The 12,353-nt window shown below is 64.6% G+C and carries 11 protein-coding genes; 8 read left to right on the forward strand and 3 right to left on the reverse strand.

The genetic code is table 11. The features are described from left to right. Positions 1-108 precede the first annotated feature (108 nt). Positions 109-960, forward strand: a complete 852-nt coding sequence (locus ACE3TY_RS14825; RefSeq protein ID WP_374654279.1) for a branched-chain amino acid aminotransferase — start codon at positions 109-111, stop codon at positions 958-960. Positions 961-1,171: 211 nt separating this feature from the next. On the opposite strand, the gene ACE3TY_RS14830 is transcribed toward ACE3TY_RS14825, so the two are convergent. From ACE3TY_RS14830 to ACE3TY_RS14840, 3 genes are all read right to left on the reverse strand, one after another. Beyond that, positions 1,172-1,582 (reverse strand): tellurite resistance TerB family protein, encoded by a 411-nt coding sequence (locus ACE3TY_RS14830; RefSeq protein ID WP_374654281.1) that lies wholly within the window; start codon positions 1,580-1,582, stop codon positions 1,172-1,174. 76 nt (positions 1,583-1,658) lie between these two features. Continuing rightward, complete coding sequence (locus tag ACE3TY_RS14835; RefSeq protein WP_374654283.1) at positions 1,659-4,442, reverse strand: ATP-dependent DNA helicase; 2,784 nt, start codon at positions 4,440-4,442, stop codon at positions 1,659-1,661. 150 nt (positions 4,443-4,592) lie between these two features. Further along, entirely contained in the window at positions 4,593-6,407 is a 1,815-nt protein-coding gene (locus ACE3TY_RS14840) for a putative bifunctional diguanylate cyclase/phosphodiesterase (RefSeq protein ID WP_374654285.1), read from the reverse strand. Between the two features lie 322 nt (positions 6,408-6,729). Between ACE3TY_RS14840 and ACE3TY_RS14845 the strand changes: the two genes are divergently transcribed. The 7 genes from ACE3TY_RS14845 (at position 6,730) to leuB (ending at position 12,166) form a co-directional block, all read left to right on the forward strand. Further along, positions 6,730-7,254: a hypothetical protein gene (locus ACE3TY_RS14845; protein ID WP_374654287.1), complete on the forward strand. Its 525-nt coding sequence runs from the start codon at positions 6,730-6,732 to the stop codon at positions 7,252-7,254. A gap of 80 nt (positions 7,255-7,334) precedes the next feature. Then, the gene (locus ACE3TY_RS14850) at positions 7,335-7,667 is read left to right on the forward strand and encodes a helix-turn-helix domain-containing protein (protein WP_374654289.1); all 333 of its coding nucleotides are present in this window, start codon (positions 7,335-7,337) and stop codon (positions 7,665-7,667) included. Positions 7,668-7,734: 67 nt separating this feature from the next. After that, positions 7,735-9,030 (forward strand): MFS transporter, encoded by a 1,296-nt coding sequence (locus ACE3TY_RS14855; RefSeq protein WP_374654291.1) that lies wholly within the window; start codon positions 7,735-7,737, stop codon positions 9,028-9,030. Next, positions 9,023-9,313: a SelT/SelW/SelH family protein gene (locus ACE3TY_RS14860; protein ID WP_374654293.1), complete on the forward strand. Its 291-nt coding sequence runs from the start codon at positions 9,023-9,025 to the stop codon at positions 9,311-9,313. The genes ACE3TY_RS14855 and ACE3TY_RS14860 overlap by 8 nt, the downstream gene beginning before the upstream one ends. A gap of 147 nt (positions 9,314-9,460) precedes the next feature. After that, on the forward strand, positions 9,461-10,045 hold the full coding sequence (locus tag ACE3TY_RS14865; protein ID WP_374654294.1) for a histidine phosphatase family protein: 585 nt from the start codon (positions 9,461-9,463) through the stop codon (positions 10,043-10,045). 250 nt (positions 10,046-10,295) lie between these two features. Beyond that, positions 10,296-10,907 (forward strand): 3-isopropylmalate dehydratase small subunit, encoded by a 612-nt coding sequence (leuD, locus tag ACE3TY_RS14870; RefSeq protein WP_374654296.1) that lies wholly within the window; start codon positions 10,296-10,298, stop codon positions 10,905-10,907. A 143-nt stretch (positions 10,908-11,050) separates the two neighbouring features. Continuing rightward, entirely contained in the window at positions 11,051-12,166 is a 1,116-nt protein-coding gene (gene leuB / locus ACE3TY_RS14875) for a 3-isopropylmalate dehydrogenase (protein ID WP_374654298.1), read from the forward strand. Positions 12,167-12,353 lie beyond the last annotated feature (187 nt).

Below are 12,353 nucleotides of genomic sequence, written 5' to 3' on the forward strand. Positions count from 1 at the left end.
ACGCACCCAGAAGAAGCGTCCTAGCGTTTCACTCTGATATCTGACGATCCGGCGCCGATGGCCATTCCGCCCCGCGCCGGGCTTTCGCATTCATGAGTGAGGCCCGCCATGGAACAGTGGCACTTCGTTGACGGCAAATGGGTCACCGGCAATCCGCCGCTGATGCGCGCGTTCGATCACGCGACCTGGCTGATGGGCGGCATCTTCGACGGTGCCCGCGCCTTTGACGGCGTAACCCCGGATCTCGACCTGCATTGCCGCCGGGCCGTGCGTTCCGCCAGCAATGTCGGCCTGCGATCGCCCTTGTCGGCGGGCGAGATCGAAGAGATTTGCCGCGACGGCATCGCGCGCTTTCCGCGCGGCAGCCATCTCTATATCCGTCCCTTCATGTGGTCGGAGGATGGCTGGATGGCACCGGACCCGGCCAGCACGCGCATCTGCATTTCGGTCGTGCTGACGCCGCTCCCGGAACCCAAGGGCGCCAGCGCCATGATCTCGCGCTGGCGGCGGCCGTCGCCGGAAATGGCGCCGACCGATGCCAAGGCGGTCTGCCTCTACGCGCAGGCTGGCCGCGCCTCGGGCGAAGCGCGCGCCAAGGGGTTCGACGAAGCGGTGATGCTCGATCCGCTTGGCAACATCGCCGAATTCGCCTCGGCCAATCTGTGGATCGCCAAGGACGGCGCCGCCATCACGCCGGCCGCCAGTGGCTGTTTCTTGAACGGCATCACGCGCCAGCGCCTCATCCGCCTGTTCAATGCGGCGAAGATCCCGGTCTATGAGCGCACCTTGACGCCGAAGGATATACTGGAATGCGACGAGCTGTTCTCATCGGGCAATTTCGGCAAGGTGATGCCGATGACGCAGATCGAGGACCGCAAGCTCGACATCGGCCCGATCTGCCGCCGCGCCCGCGAACTCTACATGGACTTCGCCCATGGCGGCCTGCGCTCGGCGGCGTAGGTCAATTTCTCATCGCGTTGCAAACGACGGCGCGCAATCGCATATCGGACTCCATGAGTCGTCATCCCCGGGCTTGACCCGAGGATCAGGTGCGACCGGGTGATATCCGTCGCCCGCCGACAGATGCCCGGGTCAAGCCCGGGCATGACGAAAGTTGATAAATGCGATGGCCCTGCCTTGAGGGCGGCCGACGAAGAGGGGGTGTCTTCGCTTATACCGTCAGATGCCGTGCCCGCGCGCCGCGTTCGATGGCGGCGGCGACGAGCTTGCCGATCTTCAGTTCGAAGCGCAGCAGGTCGAGCAGGCGGGCTTCTTCCTCCGTGACCGTGCTGTCGGCGGCGGCGACATCGCAGGCCAGGGCATAGGCCGTCTCGCGCAGCTTTTCCGGCAATGTATCGCTGATCTTCTTCAGCACGGCATCGAGACCTTCTTTCCCGTTCAGCAGATCGATGCACGAGGCCGAGGTCTTGGCGATCTTCTCGCGGTCGAAATCGCGGAAGACGGGGAGATGGCCGACCATGTCGCCGATCGAGGACATCTCGGCATCCGACATGTCGCGGTCCGCCGCAGCCATCAGCACCATGGTGTAGATGAGGGCGGAATGATGGTTTTGCACGGCCATTGTCCTGTGATCCTATTGCCTGGTGAAAAATCGCCGGAACAATAGCGGCGGGCGGGCGCCCACTCAACCCCTGGGCTCAGTCTCTGTTTTCGGCCCATTTGTTAACGTTTTCAGCCAGAAACGCGGCGGTCAGGTCGATCGCGGCCTTGAGGCCGATCCGTTCCACCGCAACGTCCGGCGGGAAAGCCGACAGCAGGCGCGAGGGCATCGCCTTGTCGAGCAGCACGAAAGCGCCGTGATCGTCGGCACGGCGGATGAGGCGTCCGAAGGCCTGCTTGAGCTTCAGGCGCGTCAGCTGGTCTTCATAAGCGGTGCCGCCGAAGGCCTGTTTGCGGGCGCGGTGGAGGAGATCGGGGCGCGGCCAGGGCACGCGGTCGAAGACGATGAGGCGCAGCGCATTTCCCGGCACATCGACGCCGTCGCGCACCGCGTCCGTCCCCAGCAGGCAGGCGTCGAGATCGCCGCGGAAGATGTCGATGAGGGTCGCATTGTCCATCGCATCGACATGCTGGGCGAGGAGATTGAGGCCTTGCGCCTCCAAGGCCGGGGCGATGCGCCGATGCACCTCGCGCAGGCGCTGGATGGCGGTGAAGAGGCCCAAGGCACCACCGCGCGCCGCCAGGAACAACGTGCGATAGGCCGCGGACACCTGCGCCATGTCGTCCTTGTCGAGATCGGTGACGATGAAGACGCGCGTCTGTTTCGCATAGTCGAAGGGCGAGGGCACGCGCAGGCGATAGGCGGGGAGCGGCAGATGAATGGTGCCGGCCCGCGCCTCGGCCCCGGCCCAGGATTGCTCGGACCCGCTGCCGTCGGTCAGCGTCGCCGAAGTGACGACCACGCCATGGGCGGGTTTCATCACCGCTTCGGCGAAGGGCTGCGTGGGGTCGAGGAAGTGCCGGTACATGCCGACATCGAGTTCGCGCCCGTCGCTGCGCTCCAGGCCGAACCAGTCGACGAAGACGGGCGTGTCGCCGACCGGATCGGGAAGCTGCTGAAGGCCGAGCGCCTTCAGCATCGCACGCCAGGCACCCACTTCCATGTCGCCGCGCCGCTGCAGGCCGCGCGCCATCGCATCGATGCGCTGGCGTTCCGCGCTCTCCAACGCTTCCGCCTCATCGTCGAGGCGCCGCATCAATTTCGCCGCCAGCGCCAGCATCGGCTCCATCAGGCTGGCAAGCGCGCGGTCGAGCGCCACGCTGGCCAGCGCGACATCGGGTTCCAGCGGTGTGCAGGCGCATTCCAGGCTGTAGCCGCTGCGCGGTGCGGCCGATCGCGCCAGAACCTGATGACGGATCGTGTGCAGGAATTTCTCGGCCGGACCCAGCGGCTGATTGTCGGCAAGGCGCTGCTGCCAGCCTTCGCTCACCAGCAATCTCGCGGCATGGAGGATGGTATCGACCATGGCCGGCATCTCCGCATCGTCGAGGATGAGATCCTCGAGACGGCGCTTGAGGCCGCGCGCGCGGCTGGACCGGCCGCCCTCGGCGCCCAGCAGCCAGCGCCTGAGATCGCCCATCTCCTGGCCGGTGAGATGGGCCGCGAAAGCGCCGTCGGTGGCGCTGAAAAGATGATGGCCTTCGTCGAAGACATAGCGTGTCGGCAATCGCTGCTCGTCATTGCTGGAACCGATCGCCGCCTGGATCATCACCAGCGCATGATTGGCGATGACGATCTCGGCCCTTTTGGCGCGGCGTGCGGATCGCTCGATGAAGCAGCGCGTGTAATGCGGGCAGGCGGCATAGATGCATTCGCCGCGCCGGTCCGCCAGCGCATAGGAGCGGCCTTGCCCGATGAGATCGGGCAGCCAGCCCGGAAAGTCGCCGCCCACCATGTCGCCGTCGCGCGTCGTCATCGCCCAGCGCGCGACCAGGCCGAAACCCACGGCATCGACCGGGCGGCTGGCGAGCTGCGCGCCCATTTCCGCGAGATTGAGGATGCAGAGATAATTCTCGCGCCCCTTGCGGATGACGACCTTCTGCGCCTTCTGCGCGGGATTGGGATAGAGCCGGTCGAGCTCATGGTCGATCTGGTGCTGTAGATGCCTGGTATAGGTGCTGATCCAGACCGGCCCCTGGTTGCGCTGCGCCCAGAGACTTGCCGGCGCGATATAGCCCAGCGTCTTGCCGACACCCGTCCCGGCCTCGGCCAGCACCACATTGGGCGCGCCTTCCTCGGGCCTTGGGCAGAAAGCAGGGGTGAGGCCGGCGGCGAAATCGGCCTGCGCCGCGCGCTGCTCGGCGCCATCGCCGATGAGGTCGGCCAAGCGCCGGCGCGTTTCCTCGGCCGTGATGGGCAAGTGATCCGGTTCGGGCGGCGGCGTGCCGTCGCTCCATTCCGGAAGTTCGTCCCAGATGTTGATGCCGGGTGTCGAGATGCCGCCCTCCGCCTGGAAATCGAGTGCCCGCAGCACCAGCGGCCCCCAGGCCCAGCCGCCCCGCGCCATCGCCCAGGCAAGGCCGACGGTGCGCCGCCTCTGGCGCGACAGGGCCGACAATTCGGCGAGCAGCAGGCGCGCGCATTCATGCAGCATCCCTGCCTCGACCAGCGGATCGTGATGCGGGGGGACCACGATACCCAGAACTTCCGCAAGACCCTTGGGGGTGGGCAGCGAGAAGCTGGCCGGCCGCACGAAGGCGTAGAGTTCCAGGAGGTCGAAGGCGAGGAAACGCTCGGCCTTCAGGCGCCGCGCGGCCGCCGGCGCATGGACCAGCAGCGGCGCCCGGGCACGGGCGGACAAGGCCGCCGTGCCGTGGCTCACGCGCCGTGGCGCTGCCTGCCCATGGTCCAGCCAGACCGCCTCGCCATGATAGGCGATGAGGGCCGGCAGGTCGGCAAGCCTGACCGCGCGCTGGCTCATTGTACCGGTTTCGTTCATCACGCCGCTTTATGGACCAGCGGCGGGGCAGGATCAACCTCATGCGCGGGTCTTCAGTCGCGCCCCCCTCCCGACCTCCCACCTTCAGGGGGGAGGTCGGGAGGGGGGCGCCAAGTGACGGGTGCCTACTCCTTACGCCGACAATATCCGCTGGCCGACGGTCCAGGGGCGGTCGAATTGGGGGCGGCCGTAATGATAGCCTTGCAGGTAATGGACGCCGGCATCGATCAGGACGCGGGCGTCGGCTTCGTTCTCGACGAACTCCGCCACGGTTTCCAGGCCGAAGGTGCCGGCAAGGCCCATCAGGTTGCGGATGAAGAGCTGCTGGTCGACATTGTTGGCAAGGTTCCGGACGAAGGAACCGTCGATCTTCACCAGGTCGACGGTCAGCGCCTTCAAATGGCGGAAGCTGGTGAAGCCGGCGCCGAAATCGTCGATGGCGACGCGGCAGCCGGCATCGCGCACGACATTGACGAAGCGGGCCGATTCCTCGATGTCATGCAGTGCCGCCGTCTCCGTGATCTCGACGATCAGGCGCGGCGCGATGTTGGGTGTCGATTTCACCGCGGCGATGAGGGCACGCAGCCAGGATTGGTCGGTCGCGGTCAGGCCCGAAATGTTGAGCGAGAGGACGGCGGCCGGATCCTCGCGCAGTTCCGCCACGGTCATGTCGAGCACGTAACGGTCGAGGAGGCGCGTCATTCCCAGCTGCTCGACCACGGGGATGAAGGCGCCGGCCGGCAGGATCTCGCCCTTGGGATCCTTCATGCGCAGCAGGCATTCATATTTCGAGACCGTCATCGACTGGGCGTGCACGATCGGCTGGTAGGTGAAGATGAGGCGCTGCTCGCGCATCGCCTGCTGCACCTGGGTTCCGATATCCATGGCGCGCCGGTGCAGGAAAGTCTGCTGTTCGGACGGGCGATAGACATTGTAGCAGCAGCGCCCCGCCTTCTTGGCGTAAGTGAGGGCCGATTCCGCCTTGGTCATGACTTCATAGGCCGTGTTGACCAGGCCGGGGAACATCACGCAGCCGACCGAGACCGTGATGGGGATCGACTGGCCGTCGATCTCGATCGCCTGTTCGCGCATCATCTGGATGACGCGGTCCATGCACCCGGTGACGCATTCCTCGGGGCAGTTGGTCAGCAGCACGCCGAAGCGGTCGCCGCCCAGCCGGCCGATGAGGTCGCTGGCGCGCAGCGTGCGGTCCAGGCGCTGGCCGATCGCGACCAGCACGGCGTCGCCGATCTCGTAGCCATAGGCGTTGTTGACCATGGCGAGCTTGTCGACGCCGATGACGAGGAAGGCGCCGTCGACCTTGAAGCGGCGGCTGAAGGAGAGGGCGTGCTCAAGCTCGTCGCGCAGGCGCGCGCGGTTGAAATGGCCGGTGAGTTCGTCGTAATTGGCGATGCGCTCGAGGCGCGCCTCGTTCTGCTTCCGCTGCGTGATGATGCGCATGACGCCCGACATCGCGACCGGCATGCCGTTGGCGTCGATCTCGACCCGGCCCCGGTCATGCACCCAGATGACGATTCCCTGGCCGTTACGCACGCGGTATTCGCAATCGTAATTGTCGCCCTGGCTGAAATGGTCGGAGAGCGCCTTGAGGCGCCGCGGCAGGTCCTCGGGATGGATGCGGTTGTTGAAGCCGTGGCCGCTGGCGATGGCGTTCTCGCCCTCGCCCAGCACTTCCTCGATCTCGCCGGCCCAGGCCAGGCGGTCGGACAGAATATCCCATTTGTAGAGAATATCGCCCGAGGCGATGACGGCATTGCGCAACCAGTCTGGCGAACCGGTGGCGGGTGCACCGGTGGCGGGTGCACCGGCAGCAGCCGGCTCGGCCTGCGCGTAACGATCGCCCGAATCCGGCGCCAGGGAACTTAGTCCTTGCTCGTTCCTCAAAGCCGTCACGAGCGCTCCTCTGTTGCCATCGTCCGGTGCCATCGACCGACCCTAGCGCCAGAGTCTAAACAAAGTCCTAAAACCTGACTGGTTGGGCATTTTTCGCCATCCGGGCGGGACGGTGCCGGGGTCCGGGGCGAGGCCCCGGTGCGGCGGCGGGAAAGCGTTATCGGCATGGTAAATTATTGGTAAACTTAACGAAATTCTCGGGAGAGTCGCACGATGATGTGACCGGAATCGACGCGACGGGCCTTGAACGGGCTTGTCCCTAACTCCAATTTATCTAAAATTCTATCTAATTCGGGAACCGCCTACCGGTCCCCGCATGGCCTGAGCCTTTTTCATCCGGGGAAGCCCAGAACGCATGGCCGAAATCGGTCCGCTCCTGTTGCCGCCACCGACCGCGATCAGCGGCGGCGGCCGCACGCCCGTGCGGGTCGGCAGCGGCCGGGGCGAGACGGATGAAGAGCGGCTGGCTCTTTCCAGGGTCGACGAAACGGCGGACGCCACCAGCGGACCCGCCGGCGGATCCAGGGCCAAGCAGTTCCGTTTCCGCGTCGTCGATGGCGGGCGCAGCGATGCGCTGGGCAATGCCGAGGTGCCCGCCCGCACCCAGACCGAGACGGTCGAGGCGGAGACGGCGGCAGCCCGTGCCGGTTCGGCGGCGATCGGCGGCGATTCCGCCGCCCCCAAGACCGGCAATGGGTCGGTGCCATTGGGCACACCGCTCGCCGCCTTTCTGGCGCAGCTCATCGCGCAGGAGCAGTTGCAGGCCGGCCTCCACGATCCGCCAGTCAAGGCGGCCGACCGCGCCTATCGCCAGGCCGGGGCCGAGCCGTCCTTGAACGAAGGCGAAACGGCCATCGCGCGTTTCAGGATCGCGGTCTGACTCCCTTACGTCTGATTTTATTGCGGCGGATGCGCGCGGGTCGATAAGCTCAACCCCGCATGACACCCTTTGGACAAAGATTGCGCGATTTGCGCCAGGCCCAGGGCCGGCAGCTCAAGGATATGGCCAAGGCGCTGAAAGTGAGCTCCGCCTATCTTTCGGCACTCGAGCATGGCCACCGGGCGCGCCCGAAGACCGGCTTCGTGCAGCAGGTGGCGGCCTATTTCAACCTCGCCTGGGATGAAGTGGACGACCTCAAGGCGCTCGCCGACCTCTCCGACCCCAAGATCAACATCGATACCGGCGGCCTCTCGCCGCTGGCGACCGAACTCGCCAATCGCCTCGCCAAACGCATCGGCGATCTCGACGAGGCGACCTTGACCAGCCTCAACGAGCAATTGAAGCCGAAATAGACTTCCTTCAGCATGCGCCGCAACGGGCGTCCCCGAGTCGGGGTAGTGCCGCTTTGAAGGATGCAAGATGGCTGTCGAACGCAATGCAAGCTGGCTCGATGCGATGGCCGTCTACTTCACGCCGCGCCAGCTCATCATCCTGGTGATGGGCTTTGCCAGCGGCCTGCCGCTGCTCCTTACTCTCTCGACCTTGTCCTATTGGCTCTCGAAGCTTGGCGTCGACAAGACGACGATCGGACTCTTTGCCCTGGTCGGGGCGCCTTACACATTCAAATTCGCCTGGTCGCCTATCATCGACCAGGCGCCGATCCCGCTGCTCACAAGGCTCCTCGGCCGGCGCAAGAGCTGGCTGCTGGTGCTGCAGATAGCGCTTGCCGCCGCGATCTTCGGCATGGGCCAGACCGATCCCGTGACAGCACCGACAGCAACGGCGCTGATGACAATCCTGGTCGCCTTCTTCGCCGCCAGCCAGGATATCGTCATCGACGCCTACCGCATCGAATTGCTGGACGACGCAGAGCAGGGCGCCGGTGCCGGCACGACGCAGGTCGGCTACCGCATCGGCATGTTGCTGGCGGGTGCCGGCGCCGTCGCCATGTCGGACTTCATCGCCTGGCCGACCATCTTTGCCATTCTTGCCGGTGCGATGCTGATCTGCGCATTATTCACGCTCTTCATTCCGGAGCCGAAGGTCGCGTCCCGCACCGGGCGCCAGGGCAGCTATGCGCAATGGCTGAGCGATGCGGTTATACGTCCCTTTGCCGACTTCATCGGCCGGCGCGGCTGGGTCGTGATCCTGCTCTTCATTCTGTTCTACAAGTTCGGCGATGCCTTCGGCGGCACGATGGCGACACCGTTCTATAACGAACTTGGCTTCACCGGCACCGAGATCGCCGCCATGTCCAAAGTCTACGGCCTCATCGCCTCCCTCGTGGGCGGCGTGCTGGGCGGGCTCGTCGTCGCGCGCATCGGCCTTTTCAAGACCTTGTTCATCGGCGGCGTATTGCAGGCGGTAACCAACCTGTTGTTCAGCTATCTGGCGGTAATGGGCAATAATCTGCTGTGGCTGGGTGTTGCCATCACGGCCGACAATCTGGCCGGCGGCATCGCTGCAGCGGCATTCGTCGCTTATCTCTCCGGCCTCTGCAATGTGGCCTTCACCGCCACGCAATATGCGCTCCTTACCTCCTTCATGGCGCAGGGGCGCACGGTGATGTCGAGCGGCAGCGGGTGGCTGGCCGATCACATGGACTGGATCAGCTTCTGGGCGCTCACCGCCTTGATGGCCGTCCCGGGCCTGCTGCTGCTGCTGTGGATCGCACGGCTCTATCCGCAGGGATTGACGGTAAAGTCGCATGGCTGACGCCAAACCCGTTGTCGCCATCACCTATTGCACGCAATGCCGCTGGCTGTTGCGGGCGGGTTGGACGGCGCAGGAGTTACTGGTCACGTTTGAAGACGAATTGGGTGGCGTGGCGCTGATTCCGGGGACCGGTGGCGTGTTCGACGTGACGCTGGATGGCGCGCTGGTGTGGTCGCGAAAAGTCGAGAGCCGCTTTCCCGAGCTTAAGGAACTGAAACAGCGCATCCGCGATGTGGTAGCGCCTTCGATGCCGCTTGGACATTCGGATAACAAGACCGAATGAATCTGTGACCTGTCGCACAACTGACGGGATTGCCGGCGAAGTTCCTCGAATTTTCATCGCGCTGCCCCATTTCCGCCCCGATTGAAAGCGACTCTCCCGCGCATCACGAATCGCGTGACAGACCGCTCAACAGGGAAGGGGAATCCCATGCAGCTTCTCCGCCAGACTTTCTTCTTTCTGCGCCACGGTGAAACCGATTGGAACCGCATCGGCCTGGTGCAGGGCCAGGTCAACATGCCCTTGAACGGCACCGGCCTTGCCCAGGCGCGCGCCGCGCGCGACACCTTGCGCCACCAGGGCATCGGCACGATCTGCACCAGCCCCTTGGACCGCGCCAGCCTCACCGCCGATATCGTGGCTTCGGGCCTGCATGTGCCGGTGCGCGAGATCAAGGCGCTGAAGGAGTGCAATTTCGGCGAGCGCGAGGGCCATCCCAAGGGCCTCTGGTACGACGCCTGGCGCAATGGCGAGACCCCGCGCGGTGCCGAACGCTTCAGCCAGTTCATGGAACGCGCGCTCGAGGGGCTCAACGAAGCCCTGAATGCGCCCCGAAACAATCCGGGCCCGGTCCTCATCGTCGCCCATGGCGGTATCTACTGGGCGATCGAGCGCTTTGCCGGCCTCACCCGCCGCGAGCGCATCCCCAATGGCGTACCCCTTTTCCATGCCCCGCCGCCCAAGCCCCTGCTGCCCTGGCACCGGGCCCGCATCGGTGGGTTTGCGGCGGCGTAATATTAATAATTACAGATAGATAGCATCTGCACACTCAAACCCTCTCCCCTCGCGGGAGAGGGAAGGGTGAGGGGGTCCATCAGCGGTCCGGCCCATCCACCCCCTCACCCCAACCCCTCTCCCGCGAGGGGAGAGGGGAGATGAGAGAGACTCCCTGCCCCCAATCTTGCGCCACCGCCCCCCGCGTGACATAACACCCGCCGCCCGTTCCAGAACGGCTCTGGAACCCTGGGGAACAAGTTGGCGGAACATGGAAAAATTCACCAAGCTCAGCGGAATTGCAGCACCCTTGCCGATCCGCAATGTCGACACAGACATGATCATCCCGAAACAGTTTCTGAAGACCATCAAGCGCACGGGTCTGGGCAAGAACCTGTTCGACGAGATGCGCTATACGCCGGACGGAAAAGAGATTCCGGATTTCGTGCTGAACAAGCCGCAATACCGGAAGGCGCAGATCCTGGTCGCCGGCGACAATTTCGGCTGCGGCTCGTCGCGCGAGCATGCGCCCTGGGCGCTGGCGGATTTCGGCATCCGCTGCATCATCAGCACCAGCTTTGCCGACATCTTCTATAACAACTGCTTCAAGAACGGCATCCTGCCGATCAAGGTCTCGAAGGAAGATGTCGCCAAGTTGATGGACGATGCCGAGCGCGGCGCCAACGCCGTTGTGTCGGTCGATCTCGAAGCCCAGGAAATCCGCGGTCCCGACGGCGGCTGCATCAAATTCGAAGTCGACGCCTTCCGCAAGCATTGCCTGTTGAACGGCCTCGACGATATCGGCCTCACCCTGCAGAAGAAGGCCGCGATGGACGATTTCGAGACCAGGAACAAACTCGGCCAGCCCTGGCTGTGGAACTGAAATAGTCCCCCCTCACCCCAACCCCTCTCCCGCGAGGGGAGAGGGGCTTTAAGAGCGAGCTCGCTGCGATCTCCCTCTCCCCTCGCGGGAGAGGGTCGGGGTGAGGGGGCTCCCAACCGACTACCCGACCACGAGAAAAAAACATGTCCAGCAATTCGAAGAAGATCCTGATCCTGGCCGGCGACGGCATCGGCCCTGAGGTGATGGGCGAAGTGAAGCGCGTGCTGGCCTGGTTCGAGAAGCGCCAAGGCCGCGGTTTCGAGACTGAAGAGGGTCTGGTCGGCGGCTGCTCCTTCGACAAGCACGGAACACCGTTGACCGACGCCACCATGCAGAAGGCGATCGACGCCGATGCGGTGCTGCTTGGCGCCGTCGGCGGGCCGAAATGGGACAATCTGCCGTTCAAGGACAAGCCGGAACGCGGCCTGCTGCGCCTCCGGAAGGATATGGAGCTTTTCGCCAATCTGCGCCCCGCTTTGGTGTTCGACGCGCTGGCCGAAGCCTCGTCGCTGAAGACGGAACTGGTCAAGGGCCTCGACATCATGATCGTGCGCGAACTGACCGGTGGCGTTTATTTCGGCAGCCCCCGCGGCATCGAGACCCTGCCCAATGGCGAGCGTCGCGGCATCAACACCCAGGTCTATACGACCAGCGAGATCCAGCGCGTGGCGCGCGTGGCCTTTGAACTGGCGAGGAAGCGCAGCAACAAGCTCTGCTCGGTCGAGAAGGCCAATGTCATGGAATCGGGCGTTCTGTGGCGAGAGGAAGTGCAGAAGCTGGGCGACACCGAATACAAGGACGTGCAGCTTTCCCATATGTATGCCGACAATTGCGCGATGCAGCTGGTGCGCCAGCCCAAGCAGTTCGACGTCATCGTGACCGACAATCTCTTCGGCGATCTCCTCTCCGACTGCGCGGCGATGCTGACCGGTTCGCTGGGCATGCTGCCCTCGGCGAGCCTGGGTGCCGCCGATGCCGGTGGGAAGAGGAAGGCGCTCTATGAGCCGGTGCATGGCTCGGCCCCCGATATCGCCGGCCAGGGCAAGGCCAATCCGCTGGCCTGCCTGCTCTCGCTTTCGATGATGCTGCGCTATTCCTTCGATCTCGGGGCCGATGCCGATCTTCTCGACAAGGCGGCCAACAATGTCGTCGCCAAGGGCTTCCGGACCGGCGACATCATGGCGCCGGGCTGCACGCTGGTCGGCACCAAGGAGATGGGCGACGAGATCCTCAAGGAACTCGATCGGCTCGCGGCGTAAATCCGACCCCATCCCGATCCAAAAGACGCCGGCAGCGGGTTCGTTGCCGGCGTTTTGTTTGTTCTTGCCACGACGCCCGTCGGCGTCCCATCATCTTCCCGAAACAAAACGACCTTACATCCGTTAAGGCTGAGTGCCAGCCGCGATGCGTCGGATTGATTTCGATCAAGCCGCATCGCTCCCGCAG

Source organism: Dongia sp. (assembly GCF_041918875.1).
GTDB lineage: Bacteria > Pseudomonadota > Alphaproteobacteria > Dongiales > Dongiaceae > Dongia.